We start from the raw sequence: 23,614 nt of genomic DNA, 5'->3' as shown, positions 1-23,614 counted from the left end.
TGGTTTACAAGTATGTCTGTGACCGCTTCCGACCTGGCGTTTGACCAACGCCATATCTGGCACCCCTACACCTCCATGAGCCGCCCGTTACCCTGTTACCCGATCGAATCGGCCAGCGGCGTCGAACTGCAGCTGGCGGACGGCCGGCGTCTGGTGGACGGCATGTCCTCCTGGTGGGCGGCGATCCACGGTTACAACCATCCGCGCCTGAATCAGGCCGCCAGCCAGCAGTTGGAGAAGATGTCACACGTGATGTTCGGCGGTATTACCCATCCGTCCGCCATCTCGTTGTGCCGTCGGCTGGTGGAAATGACGCCAGAGGCGCTGCAGTGCGTGTTCCTGGCAGACTCCGGTTCGGTGGCGGTGGAAGTGTCGTTGAAGATGGCGCTACAGTACTGGCAGGCGCGCGGCGAGCGCCGGCAGCGCATCCTGACGCTGCGCCACGGCTATCACGGCGATACCTTCGGCGCGATGTCGGTCTGCGATCCGGACAACTCGATGCACAGCCTCTATCAGGGCTATCTGGCGCCGCACCTGTTCGCGACCGCGCCGCAGTGCCGCTTCGACGAAGAATGGCGTGAAGAAGATATTGCACCGTTCGCCGCGCTGCTGGAGCAGCACGCCGGTGAAGTGGCGGCGGTGATCCTGGAACCGGTGGTGCAAGGCGCCGGCGGCATGCGCATCTACCACCCAACCTACCTCAAGCGGGTGCGCGAGCTGTGCGATCGCCATCGGGTGCTACTGATCGCCGACGAGATCGCCACCGGCTTCGGCCGCACCGGCAAGCTGTTCGCCTGCGAGCACGCGCAGGTGGTGCCGGACATTCTCTGCCTGGGCAAGGCGCTGACCGGCGGTTACATGACCCTGTCCGCCACCCTGACCACCCGCCATGTGGCGGAGACCATCAGCAACGGCGCGGCCGGCTGTTTTATGCACGGCCCGACCTTTATGGGCAATCCGTTGGCCTGCGCGGTGGCGGACGCCAGCATGGCGCTGCTGGCGGAAAATCGCTGGCAGGCGCAGGTGAGCGCCATCGAAGCCCAGCTGAAACAGGAACTGCTGCCGCTGGCGGCGCTGCCGAAGGTGGCGGACGTGCGGGTGCTGGGGGCGATTGGCGTGGTGGAGATGCGCGAACCGGTGAATGTCGCCGAGCTACAGCGTGGGTTCGTCGAGCGCGGGGTATGGATCCGGCCGTTCGGCAAGCTGATTTACCTGATGCCGCCTTACATCATCGAAGCGGAACAGCTCAGCCGCCTGACCGCCGCCGTGGCCGCCGCCGCGCGTTAATGCCTTACCAATGCTGGTCCAGATAGCGGGCCAGCAACCCCAGGCACAGCAGCCAGAGTAAAATGATCATCGCCGCCGCCATGCGGCCGGTGGGGTTGTCGACGCGTTTTTGCGCCTTCTCGCGCAGCTCGGCCATCAGCGGCTTGGGGATCAGGCGAACCGCCAGCATGATGCCCAACGGCACGATGATCACATCGTCCAGATAGCCCAACACCGGAATAAAATCCGGGATCAAATCGATCGGCGAGATCGCATAGCCGGCCACCAGCAGCGCGATCAGCTTGGCGTACCACGGGGTGCGCTTATCACGGGCGGCCAGCCACAGCGCGTAAATATCGCGCTTGATGCCTTTGGCCCAACGGCGCAGCCAGCCGAACCACGGCGTGCGTTTTTTCAGTGAAATCATGATTACTTCATATAAGAACGTAAAACGGTCATCAATTGCTCGATGTCCTGCTCGCGCTGCTGCGGCGTAGCGTCCGCGGCAGCCAGATGTTCGCGCACATGCCCTTCCAGCACCTGCGCCATCAAACCGTTGACCGCGCCGCGCACCGCCGCGATCTGCTGCAGAACAGCCGAACATTCGCCGCCGCTCTCCAGCGCGCGTTCCAGCGCTTCGGCCTGCCCTTTAATGCGGCGCACCCGCGCCAACAGCTTCTTTTGATCTCTGTGGGTATGGCTCATCATTTCCGCCTGATTGTTATTTACTATACTGGGGTATAGTATATTTCAGCACACTATCTTTTGCTGAGGAACTTCACCATGACGTCTCACGCGCCCGTTTTGCACCGCGAACACAGCCACGTTTTTGACGATGGTAACCCATTGGCCGAAAGAAACACCAGATGGGCGGTGATACTCACCGCCAGTATGATGGCTATCGAGATCGCCGGCGGCTGGCTGTTTAACTCGATGGCGCTGCTGGCCGACGGCTGGCACATGAGTTCGCACGCGCTGGCGCTGGGCCTGTCGGTGCTGGCTTACGGCGCCGCACGCCGGCTGGCCAAAGATCGCCGCTTTAGCCTCGGTACCTGGAAGATCGAAGTGCTGGCCGGTTACACCAGCGCGGTGTTGTTGGTGCTGGTGGCGGCGCTGATGCTGTTTCAGTCTGGGCAGCGGCTGCTGAATCCCAGCCCGATTCATTACAACGAAGCCATCGCCATCGGCGCGATCGGGCTGGCCGTCAACCTGCTCTGCGCCTGGCTGTTGCGCGGTGGCGGCCATCATCATCATCACGGGGATGACCACGACGACACTCATCATGACCTCAACCTGCGTTCCGCCTATGTTCACGTGCTCGCCGACGCCGCCACCTCGGTACTGGCGCTCATCGCGCTGTTCGGCGGTAAGCTTTGGGGCGCCGCCTGGCTCGATCCGCTGATGGGCATCGTCGGCGCGGCGATGGTGGCCGCCTGGGCCTATAGCCTGATGCGCGATAGCGGAAAGATTTTGCTGGATGCCGAAATGGACGCCCCCGTGGCGCAAGACATCCGCCAGGCCCTGGCCGCTTCCGGCCACGCGCTCACGCTGACCGATCTGCATGTAGGCCGCATCGGCAAAGGAAAATATCATTGCGTCCTCGCCCTGAGCAGCGCCGATCGCGGCCTCACCGCCGATCGGGTGCGCCAACTGTTGGCCACACATCCCGAACTGGTGCATGTCACCGTCGAGATCAACCGTCCGCCGTTGGCGCAAGGGGTTGTATTGTTCCACCGAAAAGATCTAGCTTAAGGGTCCGCGTTTATCGACAACTGGGAGTCATTATGGCTTTTCGTTTGTACAGCAACGATCTGCAGGACGGCGGCACAATGCCGCAGACGCAGGTCTTCAACGGCATGGGCTACCACGGCGATAACCTGTCGCCGCACCTGGCCTGGGACGGCGTGCCCGCCGGCACCAAGAGCTTCGTCGTCACCCTGTACGATCCCGATGCCCCGACCGGCTCTGGCTGGTGGCACTGGGTGGTGGCCAATATTCCGGCCGACGTGCGTGAGCTGCCGCAGGGCGCAGGCTCCGGTAAAGCGCCGCTGCCGAGCGCCGCGCTGCAAACCCGTACCGACTTCGGCTCAGCCGGTTACGGCGGCGCAGCGCCGCCGAATGGCGAAAGCCACCGCTATCAGTTCACCGTGCATGCGCTGGACGTAGAAAGCATTGAGGTGGATGAAGATTCCAGCGGCGCGCTGGTGGGCTTTAACGTGCATTTCCACAGCCTCGGCAGCGCCACGCTGACAGTGATGTTCAACTGATCTCCCACCCATAAAAAAGCGCGGCTCAACCGAACCGCGCTTTTTCCATACTCGTCTGACCGCCGAATTACTTCGCCAGCACGCTGACCCACATCGGGCCTTTGCCCACCGGATAACGTGCCAGCGTGGTCAGCTCGCCGCTGGCCTGGTCAATTTCATGCACCGCGATGTGATCGGACTTCTGGCCGGACGAAATCACGAAGCGGCCGCTGTGATCGATATTGAAACCGCGCGGCTGCGTTTCGGTCGGATAATAGCCGACCACGCTCAGCGTGCCGCCGTCTTCGGAAACGCTGAAGAGGGTCAGAATGCTGGCGGTGCGATCGCTGGTGTACAGGAAACGGCCGTTCGGCGTGATATGAATGTCCGCCGCCCAGCGGGTGCCGTCGAAGTCGGCCGGCATGATATCCAGTGTTTGCGTCACGGTGTATTTGCCGCCGTTTTCCGAAATGGCCAGCACGTCCACCGTGCCGTTCAGCTCATTGACACAGTAGGCGAACTTGTCGTTGTGGTGGAATGCCATATGGCGCGGACCGGCGCCGGCGGCGATATCCACCGCCTCCTGCACGTGCGGCGTCAGCTGGCCCGCCAGGCTCAGGTTGAACAGGCGGATGCGGTCCTCTTTCAGACACGGCACCAGCACCAGTTGGTTGGTCGGGTCGATGTTCGCCGAGTGCGGCGCGTTCAGGCCGTCAATCTGCTGAATAGGCGCCGTCACCACGCCGTCGTGGCCGATCGGGCTGATGCTGGCGCAGTTGCCGCTGTAGGAGGCGGAGAACAGGTAACGCCCCTGCAGATCGGTGGAGATATGGGTCGGGCTGCCCGGCAACGGCGCCATGCCCGCCTGCTGCAGCGTGCCGTCCGCCTCGATGCGGTAGCTGACGATGCCGAACGCCGGACGCACGCCGACGTACAGGTGGGTCTTGTCCGGATGAAGGGTCATCGGCTGCACCTGGCCCGGCACGTCAACGGTTTGCAGCAGCGCCAGCGCGCCGGCGTCGTCCAACTGCCAGACGTGGATCTGCTGGCTCTCCGGGCTGGCGACATAAACGATTTGCTTCATGTGTTCTCCTTGCAAAGGGTAAAAGAGGAACCGGTTTCAGGCCGTTCGATTGCTCCTAGCTTACCGCACATCCGTCGCATGGCAACCCTGCTTAGCACCGGATGTTCACGCGGTTTTCTCCGTTGGCTATCCGGTGTACCATCGGATTAATTTTATGGCTAACGATAACGAGAACCCTATGAGCTACCGCGTCATCGCCCTCGATCTTGACGGCACCCTGCTGGACAATCAAAAACGCATCTTACCGCAGTCGCTGGAAGCGCTGGCGCAGGCGCGCGCCGCCGGCGTCCAGGTGGTGGTGGTCACCGGCCGCCATCACGTCGCCATCCATCCGTTCTACCAGGCGCTGCAGATAGACACGCCGGCCATCTGCTGCAACGGCACCTACCTGTATGATTTTCAGCAGAAAAAGGTGCTGGCCGCCGATCCGCTGGCGAAAGATCAGGCCAAACAGGTGCTGCAGATGCTCAAACAGACCGACATTCACGGGCTGATGTACGTTGACGACGCCATGCTGTATCAGGAACCGAGCGGCCACGTGACCCGTTCGCTGGCCTGGGCGGAAACCCTGCCTGCGGCGCAGCGCCCAACGCTGCTGCAGGTCGGCAGCCTGGCGCAGGCGGCCGACGACGCTCAGGCGATCTGGAAATTCGCCACCTCGCACGCCGATATTCCGGCGCTGCGCGAGTTTGCCGACACGGTGGAAAAAGAGCTGGGGTTGGCGTGCGAATGGTCCTGGCACGATCAGGTGGATATCGCCAAAGGCGGCAACAGCAAAGGCAAGCGCCTGCGCCAATGGGTGGAATCGCAGGGACTGAACATGGATCAGGTGGTGGCGTTCGGCGACAACTACAATGATATCAGCATGCTGGAAGCGGTCGGTTTGGGCGTGGCGATGGGCAACGCCGATGACGCGATCAAGGAACGCGCCGATCTGGTGATCGCCGATAACCTGCAGCCGGGCATCGCCGAGGTGATCCGCACCCGCGTACTCTAGTCTTTTCGCCCTCCCGCCGGGAGGGCCTGTCTTAGCGGCTCTCGCGGCTGATCGACACGCTCTTCACCTGCGCGTACAGCCACTGCCCGGGGCGGATCGCCAGTTCGTCTCGCGCCCACGGCGTGATCCGCGCCCACAGCACGTGTTCCCCGACCGCCAGCTTCACTTCCACCTGCCCGCCCACGTCCAGACACTCGCTGACCTTGGCCGGCAAAACGTTGCGAATGCTGCTGTTGACCGGCGGTTGCAGCACCAGCGAGACGTCGGCGGCATTGATGCGAATGCGCAGCTGAGTGCCCAGTTCGGCGTCGATGCCGCTGACCCACAGCCGCTGATCGCCGAGCGCCAGCGCGGTCATGGCATAGCGTTGATGATGCTCAATCACGCTGACGCGCAGCACGCTGCTCTGATCTTCACGCTGCAGCCACGGCCGCAGCGCGCTGCTGGCCCAGACGGCTTCCAGCCCGCCGAACGCGCGCACCTCGCCGCGATCCAGCACCATCACCTGCTCGGCCAGACGCAGGATCTCGTCCAGGCTGTGGCTGACGTAGAGGATAGGGATGTTGACATCCTGCGCCAGCCGCTCCAGATACGGCAGCAGCTCGCGTTTGCGCGGCAGATCGAGCGAGGCCAGCGGTTCGTCCATCAGCAGCAGTTCCGGCGCGGTCAGCAGCGCGCGGCCGATCGCCACCCGCTGTTTTTCACCGCCGGAGAGCGTCAGCGGCAGCCGATTGAGCAGTGGCCCGATGCCCAACAGCTCGACAATGGTATTGAACTGCGCGCGCATGCCGGCCGCCATGCCGTACTGCAGGTTGCCGCGCACCCGATAATGCGGGAACAGGCGCGCATCCTGAAATACATAGCCGATACGGCGCTTTTCCGGCGGCAGGCAGAGACCGGTGGCGGTATCCACCAGCGTGCGGCCATTGAGCGCGATGCGCCCCTGTTGCAAACGGGTCAGGCCGCCGATGGCGTTGATCAGGGAAGTTTTGCCCGCGCCGGACAGGCCGAAAATCGCGGTGATGCCCTGCGCCGGCAAATCGGCGCGGACGTTGAGATTAAGGTCGCCCAGCTGCTGCGAGAAATCCAGCTCCAGCATTTACACCCCCATCCGTTTGCGGCCCCAGCGGGCCAGCCATTCGGACACCATCAGGGAAGCCAGCGACAGCACGATGGCGATCACGCACAGACGCGCGGCGGCGGCTTCCGCCCCCGGCGTTTCGATCAGCGTATACATCGCCAGCGGAATGGTGCGGGTTTCACCGGGAATGTTGGAGACAAAGGTGATGGTGGCGCCGAACTCCCCCAGCGAACGGGCAAAGGCCAGCACCACGCCGACAATGACGCCGGGCAGCGACAGCGGCAGCGTGATGGTGAAAAACACCCGCCACGGGTTGGCGCCCAGCGTGCGCGCCGCCTGCTCCAGCCGGGTATCCACCGCCTCCAGCGCCAGCCGGATGGCGCGCACCATCAGCGGAAACGCCACCACCGCCGACGCCAGCGCGGCGCCGCGCCAGCTAAAGCTGAAGCTGAAGCCGAACCAGTCGTACAGCCACTCGCCGATGACGCCGCGCCGCCCCATGGCGATCAGCAGCAAATAGCCGACCACCACCGGCGGCAGCACCAGGGGCAGGTGAATGACGCCGTCCAGCAGCGCCTTGCCGGGAAAGCGGCAACGCACCAGCACCCAGGCCATCAGAATGCCGAACGGCAGGCTGCAGACCACCGCCAAACCGGAGACTTTCAGGCTCAGCTCAACCGCCTGCCACTCGTACTCACTCAGGATCATTTACGCGGGGTGAATCCATAATGTTCAAAAATAGCGGCCGCTTCCGGGCCCTTCAGATAGGTATAGAAAGCGCTGACCGTCGGATTTTGACGATCTTTCACCATCGCCATCGGATATTCAACCGGTTTGTGGCTGTCTTCCGGGAACACGCCTACCACTTTCACCTTGTCGCTGGCGACCGCGTCGGAGCCGTAGACGATGCCGAGCGGCGCTTCACCGCGCTCCACCAGCGCCATCGCGCTGCGCACGTTGTTGGCGCGCGCCAGTTTCGGCTCCAGCACGCTCCAGGCGCCCAGATGCTCCAGCGCCTCTTTGGCGTAGATGCCGGCCGGCACGTGATCCGGATCGCCTACCGCCAGGCGGCCGCCGCTGAGCAACTTGGCCCAGTCGGTCTGCTTGTCGATGGCGATCTTGTCTTGTTTATCGCTCTTGGCGGCGATCAGCACCAGCTCGTTGCCCAGCAGCGTGTAACGGGTGTCTTTCACCATCTGCTGCTTGTCGATGGCGTAATCCATCCACTGCTGATCGGCGGAGATGAACAGATCGGCCGGGGCGCCCTGCTCAATTTGGCGCGCCAGCGTAGAAGACGACGCGAAGGAGGAAACCACCTGCACGTCCTTGCCTTTTTGATATTGGGTGGCGATGTCCTGCAGCGCGTTGGTCAGCGACGCGGCGGCGAACACGGTGATCTTTTCCGCCGCCGAGGCCTGAGCCACCAGGCCCGATGCCAACACGATCCCGCCAACCCATTGGGTCCATTGCTGTTTCATTGTTTTTCTCCGCAAGTTAACGTGCATTATCACTCTTCGTTATATAAAAAATAATATAACGTGGCGCGAAAGCTTGTCATGCGGTTTATCGGCAAAGCGTGAGATAACTTGAGGAATGCCCGCCGGGCGATGCCGACGGGTATCGGGATAGGGAACGGTCAGTGCTGGGTGCGGTTTTCTTTCGAACGGCCCACTTTGGAGAAGACGTTGAACACTTCGCCAAAACCGTAGATCAGACCGAGAATGAGCGCCATGACCACCGGCACCATCACCACGGCGAATAACAGACTTTTCAATAATTCCAACATGATAGCCTCGCTTAACTGCCCATTGAGCGGCAAATGCCTTTCACCGCATATCGGGTTATTCTAACCCAAAAAAATCGCTAAAACCGGAGTTATTTTAGCCAGCGAGGCGAAATTGTGATCGGCCAAACGTGCCCTTTTGACCGATCTCATCCTGCCGCGGGGTAATAGATCAGCGGCGGCGCATAGCCGTCGGGCGCCGCCAGCCGGGCCTCCACCCCGTATACCGCGCGAATGTGCTCCGGCGTCAGCGCCTGCTGCGGCGTGCCCGCCGCACAGATCCCGCCCCGCTGCAGCAGCGCGACCCGATCGCAATAACAGGCCGCCAGATTCAGATCGTGCAGCGTCACCACCACGCTGAGCTTCAGCCGCCGCAGCAATGCCATAAACTGCTGCTGATGAGCGATATCCAGGTGGTTGGCGGGTTCGTCCAGCAGCAGCCACGGCGTTTGCTGCGCCAGCGCGCGCGCCAGGTGCACCCGCTGCTGTTCACCGCCGGACAGCCGCTGCCAATCGCGATCGGCCAGGTGGCTGATGCCCACCTGCTCCATCGCCTGCCCGGCGAGGCGGCGATCCTCGGTACCAAAACCGCGCCAGCGGCCGATATGGGCCAGACGCCCCAACAATACCGCCTCCTTCACCGGCAGCGCGAAGGTGCCGGGGGCGGATTGCTCGAGAAAAGCGATGCGCCTGGCGCGTTCCCGCGCGGAAAACGCGGCGATCTCGCGCCCTTCCAGCCAAACGCGGCCGCCGGCGGCGGGCTGCAGCCCGGCCAACAGCTTGAGCAGCGTGGATTTACCGCTGCCGTTGACGCCGAGCACGCCGGTGATCTCACCGGGCAAGGCGCAGAAACTGAGGTTTTCCAGCACCGTGCGCGCGCCCACTCGCCAACTTACCCCCTCGGCGCACAGACCGGATTGCGTTTTTTCAACCGTCATGCATTGACCTTCCGATACAGCAACAGCAGGAATACCGGCACTCCCAATAGCGCCGTCAACACGCCGACCGGCAGTTCGCGCGGAGCAAACAGCGTTCTGGCCAGCGTGTCCGCCGCCACGGCGAACAAAGCGCCGCACAGCGCGCTGGCCGGCAACAGCTGACGATGCCGCGAGCCGACCAGCCGCCGGGCGACGTGCGGCACCGTCAACCCGATAAACCCCACCGCGCCGCTGAACGCGACGATCGCCGCCGTTAGCGCGGTGGTCGCCACATACAGCAGCAGCTTCAGCGGGGCCACCGCCACCCCCAGCGAAGCGGCGGTCACGCCGCCGAACGCCAGCGCGTCCAGCTCACCCGCCCGCAGCCAGCAAAGCAGCAGCGTCGCCGCCAGCGCCAGCCCGCACAGCCCGACCTGTGGCCAGCGCGCGTCGCTGAACGATCCCAGCAGCCAGAACATCACGCCGCGCGTGGCGTTGGCGTCTGCCTGCCAGAGGGTGATCAGCGAAGTCAGTGCGGAGAGCAGTTGCGTCACCGCCACCCCGGCCAGAATAAACAGCGTGGACTCCCCCTGCAGCGAACGCCCGGCCAGCAACATCACCAGCGCAAATGCCCCCAGCGCGCCGCTAAACGCCCCGCCGGACACCGACAGCAGGCCGCCCCCAGCCCCAATACCAGCACCGTCACCGCCCCCACGCCCGCGCCGGAGGAGATCCCCAGCACCCAGGGATCGGCCAGCGGGTTGCGGGTCAGCGACTGCAGCACGGTGCCCGCCAACGCCAGCCCGGCGCCGGCCACCGCCGCCAGCAGCGCGCGCGGCATCCGCAGCGACCAGATGATGCGCTGATACACCTCGGCATCGGTCGCCGCGCCGCCGCTGACGCCGAATACGATGCGCCAGGCGTCGTGCCACGCGATCGGCGCAGGCCCCGACAAGGTGGCGCTCAGCAGGGCCATCGGCAGCGCCGCCGCCAGCAACAGCAGCCAGCCGGCCTCACGGCCGGGCAGTAACCGCCGGCTCATGCTATTTCCAGCCTGCGATCACATAGTCGTCCAACAGCTGCCACACCGTCCCCGCCTCGCTGAAACCGGCCTGCCTGAGGGCCGCGAGCTGGAAATCCACCGGCGTCGGCGGCGGCACAGGGCGGCCGGCGAACAGCGCCTCACGCTCGGCCTGATAAGCGGCCAACGCCGGCAATTGCAGCGCGCTGGCGAACCAGCGATCCCAATCCTCGACGCCGTTGTCCCAGGCGCGTTGCTGGGTCTGCTCATCGTGCCGCTCGGCCAACGCCTTCAGCCGTGGCTGACGGTGGTCATAGCGCTGATGATCGGCATTGAGGAATACGCCGCCGTCGGCCAACAGCCCGGCGACGTTGCGGTACAGCGCCAGTTGCTGCTCCGGCATCAGCCAGTGCAGCGCCGTGCTGGACACCGCCGCCTGCGGCGCGGGGCCGGACAGCGCGGAAAAACAGGCAGGATCCGCCAGATCGGCCTGCAGAATGCGGATCCGATCGCCATACTCCGCCAGTGCGCCGCGCGCCACCGCCAGCAGCAACGGATCGAGATCGATGGCGGTTACCCTGGCCTGCGGAAAGCGCTGCAAAATGCGCAGGCTCAGCGATCCCGGGCCACAGGCTAGATCCACCACGTGAAAATCCTGGCCGGCGGCCAGCGCCAGCACCTCCAGCTGGGCGTTAAAACGCGCTTCCCGCTCGGCGATGTAGGCCGCCTGCTGGCGATCCCAGGAGTCCAGCAGCGAAGATAATGAAACGGCAGTCATATCAAGGTTCCTTGTTGGAAAAAGTCGCAGCCTGCGGCGGCAAGGCCGCCAGGCCCCGAATCAAACGGCCCAGCGCCGCCACGGTGCGGGCGGAAGGGTCCATGTCGTAACCGGGGAGGATCACGTAGCGCCGCTGACGCACGGCGCGCAGCGTAGCGGTCAGCGGGTGATGCTCCAGAAAGGCGATCTTGTCGGCCGCGCTGTCGCCGAAGCCGCCGCGCGGCAGATCGCCAAGCACGATCGCATCCGGATCGCGGGCGGCGATAACCTCCCAGGATACCGTCGGCCACAGCTCGGGCAGATCGCCGAACAGGTTCTCGCTGCCGACGCTTCGGCTCAGCAAACCTGGTGCGCCGCAGCAGCCCGCCACGTAGGGCGTCTGCGTGCCGGCATACCACCACAGCAGACGTAAATGCGGCAGCGGCGCGCGCTGCGCCTCAAACGCCTGGAGTTGCCCACGTAGCCGCGCGATCAGCGCTTCACCGCCGCGGCTGACGTTGAAAATGCGCGCAAGCTCCCGCAGCTCGGTGAAGATGTCTTCAAACGTCAGCGCAGCGGCGATCGCGCTTTGCTGGCCGCTGCAGGCGCCGGGAGAGAGGTAAGTGCCGATGCCCCATTCCGCCAGCCGCGCCCGATCGGGCGTTTCCGGGCTGTGCAGCCAGTAATAGCTGGCCGAATAGACAAAATCCGGCCGCATCAGCAGCAACGCTTCCGCCGTGGGCGGCGCCGGGCTGGCGGGCGCCCGCAGCGCATCGGCCGACGCCGTCGGCGCGGGATCGCGCATGCGGTCATACCCGACCACGGCGATCGCACGGCCAGCCAGCCCCAGCGCCAGCAGGTTTTCCAGCGCCGGATTGGCGTAAACCAGCACCCGCTGCGGCGGCTGCGGGTAATCGCGCGTTACCCCGCAATTTTGCAGGCTGACGGCATCGACCGGCAGCGGCACGCCCCCGCCCAATCCCAGGGCGCACAACAACGGATAAAGCGATCGTTTCACGCCGTCAGAACCTGACCGACACGAAGGTTTCATAGCTGCGCGGCGGCGCGATCAGCGCCTGATCCGGGTAGGTGCGCTGATAGGCGTACAGCTGGTTGGTGGCGTTGCGAATGCGAAAACCGACATCGACGATCGGCGTCAGCTGATAGTCTGCCGCCAGATCGAGCGTGGTGTACGCGCGCATCTTGCGCCGGTTGGCGTCGTCGTTGTAGCTGCTGCCGACGTAGCGCAGCGAAGAAGCCAGCCCCAGGCGCGCCGTCGCCTGATAATGCACGCTGAGGTTGGCGGTCCAGTCCGGGATATAGGCCGGGCGATTGCCGTTGTAGCTGCGCAGCGGGCTGCCGCCGCGATAGTCGTCGTAGCGGGCATGCGTGTAGGCGGCGTTGCCGGCCAGCTCCCAGCGCTCGTCGGGACGCAGCACCACGCCAAGCTCGATGCCGCGCGACGTCTGCCTGCCTACCGCGTTCAACGCATCCGGCCGCTGCGCGTCGGGCACAAACAGGTTGTCCTTGCGCAGTTCGTACAGCGCCAGCGTCGCCTCGCCCTTGTTCCCCCAGAACTGCCCTTTGGCGCCGGCCTCCCACTGGCGCGCTCGCGTCAGCGGCAGATCGGTCTGCGTTGGGCTGAGGAAGAACAGATCGTTGCCCGGCTCCTGACCGGTGGTGTAGTTGGCGTAGAGCGTGAGGTTATCGGTCAATGCATAGCTGGGGCCCAGGCTCCAGGTGCTGAAAACATAAGTGTGGGCGCGGCTCTCTTCCTGCGGCCCCTGGAAGCGCCAGTCCATGTTCATATGGTTGTAGCGCAGCTGGCCCAGCAGCGCTAAACGCTCGGTCAGGCTGAAGCGGTCTTCAATAAAGGCGGCGTACTGATTCTGGGTGACGTGGCGCACCGGCGCACGCTGGCTGGCGGTGCCCTGAGCGAACGGCTCTCTGGGCGGCGCGCCGAGCGGTACGTCTTCGGAGCCAGGGAAACCGTTCGAGTAGTACTGAAAATGCCGCTTACTCAGATCGAAGCCGACCAGCAACCGGTTATCGAAACCGGCGATGGCCCGATCGAACACCAGCGAACTGCGGTTGCCGATCAGATCGTCGTCGTGCGCCAGGGCGCCAAAGGAGTCGCGGTTGACGTCGCCGGGCCGGGCCGCCGCCGCGACGCGGAAACGCTCGACGTTGCGCCATTCGCGAAAGCCGCTGTAGTAATAGAATTGGTTATGCCACTCCACTTCGGGCGTCATAAACCAGTCCAGACTGGCCTGAAATGCGGTGGCGTTGCTCTGGATACGGCTGTCGGTCAGGTTGTTGTAATTGATGTCGCGCAGCTCGCCGGCAATGCGCCCATTCAGCAGCGGCGTGCCGTAGTAAGGGTTGTTGGTGCGGTTGAGCATGCGGTCCAGGCTCAGCGTCAGCAGCGCATCGTCCGTCAATTTAAACAGCAGCGAGCCGGATACCCGCTTCTGCCGATCGCGTTCATACTGCACGTTGCTGCCGCTGTCGTTGCCGCTGACGTCCAACCGGTACGCCATCACATCGTCCACCAGCGCGCCGCCGGCACCCAGATGCAAACGCTGGCTGCGGTAGCTGCCGAGGCCATAATCGAGCTCGAACGGCTGCCGGTTGAAGGTCGGCCGCCGCGAGATCAGGTTGACGCTGCCGCCTGCGGCGCTCAGCCCGTTCAAGGCCGACCCCGGCCCACGCAGCACCTCGATGCTGTCGTAATGCGCCGGATCGCCCAGTTGCAGCGTACTTCCGGGCATCTCTACGCCGTTATACAGCCAGGCGATCGGCCGAAAACCGCGTGCGGAAAAGTTGTTGGACAACGTTGGCGAAGCGACGCCGGACAGACCGGTAGCGTGCTCGACGGCGGCGGCCAGCGAACGATCGCCCCGCTGTTGGATCGCCCGCGCGCTGATAATATCGACGCTGCGCGGCGTCTCCCGAGCGGTCAGCCCGATCTGCGAAGCGCTGCGGCTCACGGCGTTCAACGCATCGTAACGCCCGGCGGGGGCCGCCGCCTCCACGGTGAGCTGTTCTTCACACCCCGTGGCATTGCGGGCTTTATCGCAGTCGGCGGCGAAAGCCAGCGGCGCTGTCAGTGCGCCGCCGATCCATGCGGCGGCAAGGCATAAAGGTTTTTTGGGCGTGCCAAGACGCCGGCGTGTCGTACTCATGTGGAGCATCCCTGTGGTGAAATAAACACCGGCCGCAGCCGGCGTAAAGCCTTATCGTTTTTCTGTTATGTTATATTATAACAATATTACAATACCAGTCTTTATTGCCCCACTCTCCCACGCACGGCGTTTGGCGCTTTGCCGCCAAATCGGCGACAATACGGTTTTTGCCGTCGACAGGATGCGCTATGCAGGCCGAAATTCTTCTGACTCTCAAACTCCAGCAAAAGCTGTTCGCCGATCCGCGCCGCATCGCGCTGCTGAAACAGGTGCAGCACACCGGCTCCATCAGCCAGGGCGCCAAACTGGCGGGCATCAGCTACAAAAGCGCCTGGGACGCCATCAATGAGATGAACCAACTGGCGGAACACACGGTGGTGGACCGCGCCACCGGCGGCAAAGGCGGCGGCGGCGCGCAGCTGACGCACTACGGCCAACGGTTGATCCAGCTGTACGATCTGCTGGGCCAGGTGCAGCAAAAGGCCTTCGACGTGTTGCAGCAGGACGATCTGCCGCTCGACAGCCTGCTGGCGGCCATCTCGCGCTTCTCGCTGCAAACCAGCGCGCGCAATCAGTTCTTCGGCACCGTGATCGAACGCGATCATCAGCAGGTGCAGCAGCACCTGGCGATTTTGTTGAACGACGGCACCACTCGCCTGACGGCGGCCATCACCCAGCAAAGCGCCGACCGGCTGCAGCTGGTGCCCGGCAAAGAGGTGCTGGCGCTGATCAAAGCGCCCTGGGTGCGGTTAAGCGTCGAGACGGGGGAGCATACCGGTGCGGATAACGCGCTGGCGGGCGTGGTAGCCGGCATTCAGCCGGGGGCCGAACACAGCGAGGTGCTGGTGACGCTGGCGGGGGGCGAAACCCTGTGCGCCACCCTGACGACGGCGGAGTTGCAGCGCCTGCAGCTGAGCGTCGGTACCGCCGTACACGCCCTGTTCAACGCCGACCACGTGATTATCGCCACGTTGTGTTAAGCGCAACGTAACGTTGCGTTTTTGCTGATTGACATCACCGTGCAATGCGCCTATTTCTAAGGCAAATAATTGCAAAAAAAGGAACAGGTGATGTCGTCGTTGCACATTTCGCAAGGTTCATTCCGCTTAAGTGATACCCGTACCCTGACGCTGGATGCACTGGCGATCCAGGCCGGCGACAGCTGGGCCTTCGTCGGCGCCAACGGCAGCGGCAAATCCGCCCTGGCGCGCGCGCTGGCCGACGAACTGGTTCTGCTGAGCGGTGAACGCCGCAGCGACTTTCAGCATGCGGTGCGCATCTCCTTCGAACAGCTGCAAAAAATGGTCAGCGACGAGTGGCAACGCAACAACACCGACCTGCTCAGCGCGGACGAGGACGATACCGGCCGCACCGCGGCGGAGATCATTCAGGAAGAGGTGAAAGACGCCGCGCGCTGTGAGCGACTAGCCGCGCAGTTCGGCATCACCGCCCTGCTGACCCGCCGCTTTAAATACCTCTCCACCGGCGAAACGCGCAAGACCCTGCTGTGCCGGGCGCTGATGCCCGAGCCTGACCTGCTGATCCTCGACGAACCCTTCGACGGGCTGGACGTGCACTCGCGCGCACAGCTCGCCGCGTTGCTGAGCGAGCTTTCCTCCCAGGGCCAGACCGTGGTGCTGGTGCTCAACCGGTTCGACGAAATACCGGATTTTGTCCGGCAGGTGGGCGTGCTGGCGGACTGCACCCTAACCAGCCGCGGGCCGCGCAGCCAGGTGATGGCGGACGCGCTGGTGGCGCAGCTGGCGCACAGCGAAAACCTCAGCGGGCTGGCGCTGCCGGAAACCGAGGATCCGACGCAAAAAGTAGCCCTGCCGACGGACCGGCCGCTGATCGTCCTGCGCGACGGCGTGGTCAGCTATAACGATCGGCCGATCCTCAATCACCTCAACTGGCAGGTTAACCCCGGCGAGCACTGGCAAATCATCGGCCCGAACGGCGCCGGAAAATCCACGCTGCTCAGCTTGATCACCGGCGATCATCCACAGGGCTACAGCAACGATCTGACGCTGTTCGGCCGCCGTCGCGGCAGCGGGGAAACCATCTGGGAGATCAAGCGCCATATCGGCTACGTCAGCAGCAGCCTGCATCTGGATTATCGCGTCAACACCAGCGTGCGCAACGTGGTGCTGTCGGGGTTCTTCGATTCGATCGGCATTTATCAGGCGGTCTCGGATCGTCAGCGGCAGCTGACCGAGCAATGGCTGGCGCTGCTCGGGCTCGACGGCGCGCGCGGTGATGCCCCGTTCCATAGCCTTTCCTGGGGCCAACAGCGGCTGGCGCTGATCGCCCGTGCGCTGGTGAAACACCCGGCGCTGCTGATCCTCGACGAACCGCTGCAAGGGCTGGATCCGCTCAATCGCCAGCTGGTGCGCCGCTTCATCGACGTGCTGATCGGCCAGGGCGCCACCCAGTTGCTGTTCGTTTCGCACCATGCCGAAGACGCGCCGCAGTGCATCACTCACCGCCTCAGCTTCGTGCCCGACAGCGAGGGCGGCTACGGCTATCAACACCAGCGGCTGGAGGCGGCCTCCGCCTGAAACGCGGCGTAAACATATCCGGCAACACTTCACCGCAGCACATCACATTTGGCCTTTTATCATAGAAAGAAAGAAGGCCATTTTCTGGAGACGCCATGTCCGCTGCGTTGATTATCATCGACCTGATCGAGGATCTGATCGGGCCCAAAGGGCGCGCCAACCACTGCCGTGAACAGGTGGTGGCAACCCACCTGCTCGCTAACGTCAATGCCGCCACGGCCTATGCCCGGGTGCGAAAAATTCCGGTGATCTGGGTGCGGGTGGGATTCGCCGACGATTATCATGATATCCCGCCCCACTCGCCGTTGTTCAACCATCTCAAGCAGATCGGTGCGCTGCGGCTAAATGGCCCGGGCTGCCGCTGGGTGCCCGAACTGCATCAGGAAGAGACCGATCTGCAGTTTGAAAAAACGGCGGTTAGCGCCTTCTCCGGTAACAATTTGTTAGCCTGGCTGCGGCAACATCGGTGCCACCATTTGCTGCTGGCGGGTATCAGTACACCGCTCGCCATCGAGAGCACCGCGCGTCAGGCGCACGACGCCGGCTTCCAGGTGACCGTACTGCACGATCTGTGCGCAGCCCCTACGCAGGAGATCCACCAGCAGAGTCTGGATACCCTGCAAAACCTGGCCGAAATCACCCGTTCGCAGGCATGGATGAAAGGCTGACCCGCATCGCCGCCGATCGTGTGGGCCGGCATCATGCACGAATGCATCACTGCCCCGACCTTTAGCGTCATCCTGGTGTGCTACTATCCGCTCTAGCGCTCAATTTCGCCATCATCGCACGCCGCAAAGGCGCTGAGCGCCGTGTACATATTTTAAAGGGACATATTATGTGGGGCGTACTGGCTGCTTCGTTATTTTTCTTGCCGTTTAACCGGCTGATAGCCTGGGTGATCCTGGCCGCCTCAGCGGGTATGGGGCTTTATCATGGGGTACTGACGCCGCTCAGCCTGAGTTATCTGCTGGCGATCGTAGCGCTAGCGGGGTTGCGTCACCATTTTCGCGCGCAGCGCAATCTGGCGATCGCGCTCGAAGGATTGGTGGTCGCCGGCTGCGTGGCGCTGTTCTTGCATCTGGTGCCGGGCATCCACAACCAGCTGATGATCGACGGCGAAAGAGCTGGCCCGCTCAGCGCGCCGTTCACCATGTATTACAACTTCGATAAGGCGATGGTGCCCTTCCTGCTGTTCGCCTGCTTACCCACGCTGTTTTCCGCCGAACCCGGCGGCAACGCCGGCAAAGCGGGCTGGATTGCGCTGCTGCTGGCCGTGCCGGCGCTGTTGCTGCTAGCCGTGGCGCTGGGCGGCTTAAAAATCGAGCTGCATGCGCCCGCCTGGATCCTGCCCTTCGTCATGGCGAACCTGTTTTTCGTCTGCATGGCCGAGGAAGCGCTGTTTCGCGGCTACCTGCAGCAGCGCCTCAGCCAGTGGCTGGGCGCCTGGCCGGCGCTGATCGTCGCCTCCCTGGTGTTCGGCGCCGCACATTTGGCCGGCGGTACGCTGATGGTGATCTTCGCGACGCTGGCCGGGGTGATCTACGGCCTGGCGTGGATGTGGAGCGGCCGTCTGTGGGTGCCGATTCTGTTCCATTTCGGGCTTAATCTGACCCATCTGCTGTTCTTCACCTACCCGCTGTATCAGCATTCTTAACGGCTGACGCCGGCAGAGAGCCCTTTTCTGCCGGCTGGTCGGGTGAAAGCGCTATCACTAGCACCTCACCGTATGACCTCAATCATGCTGCCCCCTGCTTTTCTCCGCCCGTCCAGTGCTTTTCAATGAAGTGTAAACGATTCCATTTTTCGCGTTAGATCACCTTTTTACCGTCGCGAGCGTGCTATCTTTTTGCGCAATGACTTCTCCCTGTTCAGCAACGGGCGTATTAAAACGGTAATTGGAAGCGATTACACCCTTGTCGACGCCAATAAGGAACCGTATGACGGAATTTAACCCTATCGACCATCCGCACCGCCGCTTTAACCCGCTGAGCGGCCAGTGGGTGCTGGTCTCACCGCACCGCGCCAAGCGCCCCTGGCAGGGCCAGCAGGAGACTGTCCCCACGGAAACGCTGCCGGCGCACGATCCCGACTGTTTCCTGTGCCCGGGCAACGCGCGCGTCACCGGCGATCGCAATCCGGAATATCGCGGCACCTATGTCTTTACCAACGATTTCGCCGCACTGATGAGCGATACGCCGCCGGCGCCCGACAGCCACGATCCGCTGATGCGCAGCCAGAGCGCGCGCGGCGTCAGCCGGGTGATCTGCTTCTCTCCCGATCACAGCAAGACTCTGCCCGAACTGACGCTGCCGGCGCTGGAGCAGGTGGTCACCACCTGGCAGGCGCAAACCGAGGAGCTGGGCAAGCACTACCCCTGGGTGCAATTGTTCGAAAACAAAGGCGCGGCGATGGGCTGCTCCAACCCGCACCCGCACGGGCAGGTCTGGGCCAACAGTTTTCTGCCGAACGAGGCCGAGCGCGAAGATCGCCTGCAACACGACTATTTCCGGGAACATGCCTCCCCGCTGCTGCTGGATTATGCGCAGCGCGAGCTGGCCGCAGGCGAACGCATCGTGGTGAACACCGAACACTGGCTGGCGGTGGTGCCCTACTGGGCCGCCTGGCCGTTTGAAACGCTGCTGCTGCCGAAAACGGCGGTGCAGCGCATCACCGATCTCAGCGCGGCGCAGAGCCGCGATCTGGCGCTGGCGCTGAAGAAGCTGACCAGCCGCTACGACAACCTGTTCCAGTGTTCTTTCCCCTATTCGATGGGATGGCACGGCGCGCCGTTCAACGGCGCCGACAACCGACACTGGCAGCTGCACGCCCATTTCTATCCGCCGCTGCTGCGTTCAGCCAGCGTGCGTAAATTTATGGTCGGTTACGAGATGCTGGCGGAAACCCAGCGCGATCTGACCGCCGAACAGGCCGCAGAGCGTCTGCGCGCCGTCAGCGATATTCATTACCGTGAAGCCGGAGCCCAAGCATGAGCCTGAAACCGCTTACCCATTCCCTGTTTACCGAACACTTCGGCTACGCGCCAGCGTTGACCATCCAGGCGCCGGGGCGGGTGAATTTGATCGGCGAGCATACCGATTACAACGACGGCTTCGTGTTGCCCTGCGCCATCGATTACCAAACCGTCATCGCCTGCGCCAAGCGCGACGACCGCCAGATCCGCGTACTGGCCGCCGATTATCAGAATCAGCAGGATCAATTCTCGCTCGACGAGCCGATCGTCAACCATCCCGATCAGCGCTGGTCCGACTATGTGCGCGGCGTGGTGAAACATCTTCAGCGACGCAACCCCGATTTCGGCGGCGCGGATCTGGTGATCGCCGGCAATGTGCCGCAGGGCGCGGGGCTCAGCTCCTCCGCCGCGCTGGAAGTGGCGGTAGGCCAGGCGCTGCAGGCGCTCTATCAGCTGCCGCTGGACGGCGTGGCGCTGGCGCTGAACGGCCAGGAGGCGGAAAACCAGTTCGTCGGCTGCAACTGCGGCATCATGGACCAGCTGATCTCCGCGCTCGGCCGGCGCGACAGCGCTCTGCTGATCGACTGCCGCTCGCTGGAGACCCGTGCGGTGCCGATGCCGGACAGCGTCGCGGTGGTGATCATCAACTCCAATGTGCAGCGCGGGCTGGTGGACAGCGAGTACAACACCCGCCGCAAACAGTGTGAAGAAGCGGCTCGGTTCTTCGGCGTCAAGGCGCTGCGTGACGTCAGCCCGGAACAGTTTGAAGCACGTCAACATCAGTTGGATCCGTTGGTGGCCAAACGCGCGCGCCATGTCATCAGCGAGAATGCCCGCACGCTGGCGGCGGCCGATGCGCTGGCGGCCGGCGATCTGCAACGCATGGGCCGGCTGATGGCGGAGTCCCACGCCTCGATGCGTGACGACTTCGAAATCACCGTGGCGCCAATCGATCGGTTGGTCGAGATTGTCAAAGCGACGATCGGCTCGCGCGGTGGCGTGCGCATGACCGGCGGCGGCTTTGGCGGTTGCATCGTCGCGCTGATGCCACAGGATCTCGTGGAGACGGTGCGTGCCGCCGTGGCGCACGAGTATCCGCGGCAAACCGGCGGATTACAGGAAACGTTCTATGTCTGCCAGGCTTCGCAGGGGGCCGGTACATGCTGACGATGAGCACGGCAGCGGCGCCCGATGGGGAGCCTTATCAGCTGACGCAGCTGCAAAACGCCGCCGGCATGACGGTGACGCTGATGGACTGGGGCGCCACCTGGCTGTCCGCCGTCTTGCCGCTCAAATCCGGTGAAAAACGCGAACTGCTGCTCGGCTGCCGCAGCCCGGCAGACTACCCGCGCCAGGGCGCCTATCTGGGCGCCACCGTCGGCCGTTACGCCAACCGCATCGCCAACGCCAGCCTGCCCATCGATGGGACTCCCCATGCGCTGGCCGCCAATCAGGGCCTCCACCAGCTGCACGGCGGCCCCGACGGTTTTCATGCCCGCTGCTGGCGCCGGGTCCAGCAGGATGCGCAACAGGTCTGCTATGCGCTGCACTCGGCGGAGGGCGATCAGGGTTTCCCCGGCAATCTCGACGTGCAGGTCTGCTACCGTCTGACCCCGGATAATCGTTTGGAAATCAGCTATCTGGCACAGGTCGATCGCCCCTGCCCGGTCAACCTGACCAACCACGCCTATTTCAATCTGGACGGCGCCGGCACCGACGCCCGCGCCCAGCGGCTGCAGCTGTTCGCCGATCGCTATCTGCCCGTCGACGCCGAGGGCATTCCCTGCGCCGATCTGACGCCGGTGGACGACAGCGGCATGGATTTTCGTCAGCCGAAAACGCTGCTGCAGGATTTCCTGCGCGATCGCGACCAGCAGCGGGTAAAAGGCTACGATCACGCATTCTTGCTGCACCGCACCTGCGGCGCGCTGGAGAGCCCGGCAGCCCATTTGTGGTCCGCCGACGGCCAGGTGCAAATGAGCGTGTTCACCGACGCGCCTGCACTGCAACTCTACAGCGGCAATTTTCTGGCCGGCACGCCGGCGCGCGATGGCGGCAGCTACGCCAACCATGCCGGCGTGGCGCTGGAGAGCGAGTTTTTGCCGGACAGCCCGCACCATCCCGAGTGGCCGCAGCCGGACTGCTGGCTGCAACCGGGGAGTCGCTACCGCAGCGCCACGCATTATCAGTTTTATCCTATCTGACCCGCTACGCCCCTCGCCGTGCGGCCGGGGGCAATTTGTTATAAATGCTTACCTTTTAGCGCTATCCCCCTACCGGCGCCCACCTTCCCTTATTCCAAAGCGCGCACTACACTCAGGCTACCGTGATAAGCACAACGCCTTGTGCAACGTCACCATTTTCGGCCGATGGCGGCCAATCAATAGCTGAAGGAACACCTATGCGTCTGATTACTGCACTTCCATTGCTGGCGGGCTTAATGCTGAGCACCAATCTGATGGCGGCCGACGCGACGACGGCGACGAAAACGCCTTCTCCGGCGCAGGCCGCCCAACAGAAACGCATGACCGATTGCAACCAGCAGGCATCCACCAAATCGCTGAAAGGCGCCGATCGCTCCACCTTCATGAGCACCTGTCTGAAATCCGAAGGCTCCGCCGCGGCGGGCAAAACCCTGACGCCGCAGCAGCAGAAAATGAAAAGCTGCAACGCCGACGCCAAGACCAAGGATCTGAAGGGCGACGCGCGTAAAACCTTCATGAGCAACTGCCTGAAAAAATCGGCCTGATTTCCCCCACGCCACGGCGCGCCCGGAGCGATTTCGGCGCGCCGTTTCCCCCTCACAGCGCCAGCCTGAACGATTCAGCTTTTTCCTTTCGCCAGCCCTTACTTTGCGGCAAGAAATTGGCTATGGTTAGACACTATCGATTGCCGAGCCCCGGCCCGCGGCAATATAATGATTTTCGTTATCATTGAAATGTCAGATTATTAAGGAGTTAAGCTATGGCTGTAACTAAGCTGGTTCTGGTGCGTCACGGCGAAAGCCAGTGGAACCAAGAAAACCGCTTCACCGGTTGGTATGATGTTGATCTGTCCGACAAGGGCCGCACCGAAGCGAAAGCAGCAGGCAAGCTGTTGAAAGAAGAAGGTTTCACTTTCGACTTCGCTTACACCTCCGTACTGAAGCGCGCGATCCACACCCTGTGGAACATCCTCGACGAGCTGGATCAGGCCTGGTTGCCAACCGAAAAATCCTGGAAGCTGAACGAACGTCACTACGGTGCGCTGCAGGGTCTGAACAAAGCCGAAACCGCTGAAAAATACGGCGACGAGCAGGTGAAGCAATGGCGTCGCGGCTTCGCGGTGACCCCACCTGAGCTGACCAAAGAAGACGAACGTTACCCTGGCCACGATCCGCGCTACGCCTCCCTGACCGAACAAGAGCTGCCGCTGACCGAGAGCCTGGCGCTGACCATCGATCGCGTTATCCCTTACTGGGACGAAGAGATCCTGCCACGCATCAAGAGCGGCGAGCGCGTGATCGTTGCAGCACACGGCAACTCGCTGCGCGCGCTGGTGAAATACCTGGATAACCTGAGCGAAGACGAAATCCTCGAACTGAACATCCCAACCGGCGTGCCGTTGGTGTATGAGTTCGATGAGAACTTCAAGCCAACCAAACGTTACTACCTGGGTAACGCCGACGAAATCGCTGCAAAAGCGGCCGCCGTGGCGAACCAGGGTAAAGCGAAGTAATTTCGCCCGTTAACGAAAAAGCCCCCGGTTT

Annotated in this window: 26 protein-coding genes; 13 read left to right on the top strand and 13 right to left on the bottom strand. The window is 63.2% G+C overall.

Annotated elements, in window-relative coordinates; genetic code table 11:
* Nucleotides 1–12: 12 nt before the first annotated feature.
* Entirely contained in the window at nucleotides 13–1,287 is a 1,275-nt protein-coding gene (bioA, locus tag GUC32_RS05990; protein WP_025301917.1) for an adenosylmethionine--8-amino-7-oxononanoate transaminase, read from the top strand.
* A 4-nt stretch (nucleotides 1,288–1,291) separates the two neighbouring features.
* On the opposite strand, the gene GUC32_RS05985 is transcribed toward bioA, so the two are convergent.
* Both GUC32_RS05985 and GUC32_RS05980 read right to left on the bottom strand, forming a co-directional pair.
* Nucleotides 1,292–1,693, bottom strand: a complete 402-nt coding sequence (locus GUC32_RS05985; RefSeq protein WP_025301916.1) for a YkvA family protein — start codon at nucleotides 1,691–1,693, stop codon at nucleotides 1,292–1,294.
* Nucleotides 1,694–1,695: 2 nt separating this feature from the next.
* A complete protein-coding gene (locus GUC32_RS05980; protein ID WP_025301915.1) occupies nucleotides 1,696–1,971 on the bottom strand; it encodes a metal/formaldehyde-sensitive transcriptional repressor in 276 nt (91 codons plus the stop codon).
* Between the two features lie 78 nt (nucleotides 1,972–2,049).
* On the opposite strand from GUC32_RS05980, the gene dmeF reads away from it, so the two are divergent.
* Together dmeF and GUC32_RS05970 are read left to right on the top strand one after the other, a co-directional pair.
* The gene (dmeF, locus tag GUC32_RS05975; protein WP_369435611.1) at nucleotides 2,050–3,018 is read left to right on the top strand and encodes a CDF family Co(II)/Ni(II) efflux transporter DmeF; all 969 of its coding nucleotides are present in this window, start codon (nucleotides 2,050–2,052) and stop codon (nucleotides 3,016–3,018) included.
* Nucleotides 3,019–3,050: 32 nt separating this feature from the next.
* Complete coding sequence (locus GUC32_RS05970) at nucleotides 3,051–3,533, top strand: kinase inhibitor (RefSeq protein ID WP_369435610.1); 483 nt, start codon at nucleotides 3,051–3,053, stop codon at nucleotides 3,531–3,533.
* 67 nt (nucleotides 3,534–3,600) lie between these two features.
* On the opposite strand, the gene pgl is transcribed toward GUC32_RS05970, so the two are convergent.
* Nucleotides 3,601–4,596, bottom strand: a complete 996-nt coding sequence (gene pgl / locus GUC32_RS05965; RefSeq protein WP_025301912.1) for a 6-phosphogluconolactonase — start codon at nucleotides 4,594–4,596, stop codon at nucleotides 3,601–3,603.
* A 178-nt stretch (nucleotides 4,597–4,774) separates the two neighbouring features.
* Between pgl and GUC32_RS05960 the strand changes: the two genes are divergently transcribed.
* Complete coding sequence (locus GUC32_RS05960; RefSeq protein WP_043137190.1) at nucleotides 4,775–5,593, top strand: pyridoxal phosphatase; 819 nt, start codon at nucleotides 4,775–4,777, stop codon at nucleotides 5,591–5,593.
* A gap of 31 nt (nucleotides 5,594–5,624) precedes the next feature.
* On the opposite strand, the gene modC is transcribed toward GUC32_RS05960, so the two are convergent.
* From modC to GUC32_RS05910, 10 genes are all read right to left on the bottom strand, one after another.
* On the bottom strand, nucleotides 5,625–6,692 hold the full coding sequence (gene modC / locus GUC32_RS05955; RefSeq protein WP_049203786.1) for a molybdenum ABC transporter ATP-binding protein ModC: 1,068 nt from the start codon (nucleotides 6,690–6,692) through the stop codon (nucleotides 5,625–5,627).
* On the bottom strand, nucleotides 6,693–7,382 hold the full coding sequence (gene modB / locus GUC32_RS05950) for a molybdate ABC transporter permease subunit (RefSeq protein WP_015377003.1): 690 nt from the start codon (nucleotides 7,380–7,382) through the stop codon (nucleotides 6,693–6,695).
* Nucleotides 7,379–8,152 carry a molybdate ABC transporter substrate-binding protein gene (gene modA / locus GUC32_RS05945; protein ID WP_197835229.1) on the bottom strand — a complete coding sequence of 258 codons (774 nt, stop codon included), beginning with the start codon at nucleotides 8,150–8,152 and terminating at the stop codon, nucleotides 7,379–7,381. Before modA ends, modB begins: the two co-directional genes overlap by 4 nt.
* A gap of 158 nt (nucleotides 8,153–8,310) precedes the next feature.
* Nucleotides 8,311–8,460, bottom strand: a complete 150-nt coding sequence (locus tag GUC32_RS05940; protein ID WP_004939813.1) for an AcrZ family multidrug efflux pump-associated protein — start codon at nucleotides 8,458–8,460, stop codon at nucleotides 8,311–8,313.
* 146 nt (nucleotides 8,461–8,606) lie between these two features.
* Nucleotides 8,607–9,395 (bottom strand): ABC transporter ATP-binding protein, encoded by a 789-nt coding sequence (locus GUC32_RS05935; protein ID WP_089180642.1) that lies wholly within the window; start codon nucleotides 9,393–9,395, stop codon nucleotides 8,607–8,609.
* Nucleotides 9,392–10,039, bottom strand: coding sequence for a FecCD family ABC transporter permease (locus GUC32_RS05930; protein ID WP_369435609.1), 648 nt, complete (start codon nucleotides 10,037–10,039; stop codon nucleotides 9,392–9,394). The genes GUC32_RS05935 and GUC32_RS05930 overlap by 4 nt, the downstream gene beginning before the upstream one ends.
* Nucleotides 9,991–10,416: an iron chelate uptake ABC transporter family permease subunit gene (locus GUC32_RS05925; RefSeq protein WP_369435608.1), complete on the bottom strand. Its 426-nt coding sequence runs from the start codon at nucleotides 10,414–10,416 to the stop codon at nucleotides 9,991–9,993. Before GUC32_RS05925 ends, GUC32_RS05930 begins: the two co-directional genes overlap by 49 nt.
* 1 nt (nucleotide 10,417) lies before the next feature.
* Nucleotides 10,418–11,173 (bottom strand): trans-aconitate 2-methyltransferase, encoded by a 756-nt coding sequence (locus GUC32_RS05920; RefSeq protein ID WP_049208977.1) that lies wholly within the window; start codon nucleotides 11,171–11,173, stop codon nucleotides 10,418–10,420.
* A gap of 1 nt (nucleotide 11,174) precedes the next feature.
* On the bottom strand, nucleotides 11,175–12,170 hold the full coding sequence (locus GUC32_RS05915) for an ABC transporter substrate-binding protein (protein WP_369435607.1): 996 nt from the start codon (nucleotides 12,168–12,170) through the stop codon (nucleotides 11,175–11,177).
* Between the two features lie 4 nt (nucleotides 12,171–12,174).
* Complete coding sequence (locus GUC32_RS05910) at nucleotides 12,175–14,337, bottom strand: TonB-dependent siderophore receptor (RefSeq protein WP_369435606.1); 2,163 nt, start codon at nucleotides 14,335–14,337, stop codon at nucleotides 12,175–12,177.
* Between the two features lie 188 nt (nucleotides 14,338–14,525).
* Between GUC32_RS05910 and modE the strand changes: the two genes are divergently transcribed.
* From modE to gpmA, 9 genes are all read left to right on the top strand, one after another.
* A complete protein-coding gene (gene modE, locus GUC32_RS05905) occupies nucleotides 14,526–15,317 on the top strand; it encodes a molybdenum-dependent transcriptional regulator (protein WP_043136636.1) in 792 nt (263 codons plus the stop codon).
* 90 nt (nucleotides 15,318–15,407) lie between these two features.
* Complete coding sequence (modF, locus tag GUC32_RS05900) at nucleotides 15,408–16,895, top strand: molybdate ABC transporter ATP-binding protein ModF (RefSeq protein ID WP_351164407.1); 1,488 nt, start codon at nucleotides 15,408–15,410, stop codon at nucleotides 16,893–16,895.
* Nucleotides 16,896–16,990: 95 nt separating this feature from the next.
* On the top strand, nucleotides 16,991–17,563 hold the full coding sequence (locus GUC32_RS05895) for a cysteine hydrolase family protein (RefSeq protein ID WP_049208980.1): 573 nt from the start codon (nucleotides 16,991–16,993) through the stop codon (nucleotides 17,561–17,563).
* A gap of 167 nt (nucleotides 17,564–17,730) precedes the next feature.
* Nucleotides 17,731–18,549 carry a CPBP family intramembrane glutamic endopeptidase gene (locus GUC32_RS05890; protein ID WP_025301900.1) on the top strand — a complete coding sequence of 273 codons (819 nt, stop codon included), beginning with the start codon at nucleotides 17,731–17,733 and terminating at the stop codon, nucleotides 18,547–18,549.
* A 283-nt stretch (nucleotides 18,550–18,832) separates the two neighbouring features.
* Complete coding sequence (gene galT, locus GUC32_RS05885) at nucleotides 18,833–19,885, top strand: galactose-1-phosphate uridylyltransferase (protein ID WP_060432606.1); 1,053 nt, start codon at nucleotides 18,833–18,835, stop codon at nucleotides 19,883–19,885.
* Nucleotides 19,882–21,033: a galactokinase gene (gene galK, locus GUC32_RS05880; protein ID WP_025301898.1), complete on the top strand. Its 1,152-nt coding sequence runs from the start codon at nucleotides 19,882–19,884 to the stop codon at nucleotides 21,031–21,033. The genes galT and galK overlap by 4 nt, the downstream gene beginning before the upstream one ends.
* The gene (gene galM, locus GUC32_RS05875) at nucleotides 21,027–22,070 is read left to right on the top strand and encodes a galactose-1-epimerase (RefSeq protein WP_369435605.1); all 1,044 of its coding nucleotides are present in this window, start codon (nucleotides 21,027–21,029) and stop codon (nucleotides 22,068–22,070) included. The genes galK and galM overlap by 7 nt, the downstream gene beginning before the upstream one ends.
* Nucleotides 22,071–22,267: 197 nt before the next feature.
* Nucleotides 22,268–22,615, top strand: coding sequence for a PsiF family protein (locus GUC32_RS05870; protein WP_025301896.1), 348 nt, complete (start codon nucleotides 22,268–22,270; stop codon nucleotides 22,613–22,615).
* A gap of 215 nt (nucleotides 22,616–22,830) precedes the next feature.
* Entirely contained in the window at nucleotides 22,831–23,583 is a 753-nt protein-coding gene (gene gpmA / locus GUC32_RS05865; RefSeq protein ID WP_004939834.1) for a 2,3-diphosphoglycerate-dependent phosphoglycerate mutase, read from the top strand.
* Nucleotides 23,584–23,614 lie beyond the last annotated feature (31 nt).

Source organism: Serratia sp. NGAS9, assembly GCF_009905295.1.
Lineage (GTDB): Bacteria > Pseudomonadota > Gammaproteobacteria > Enterobacterales > Enterobacteriaceae > Serratia > Serratia bockelmannii.
This window is presented reverse-complemented; position numbering and strand designations above follow the sequence as displayed.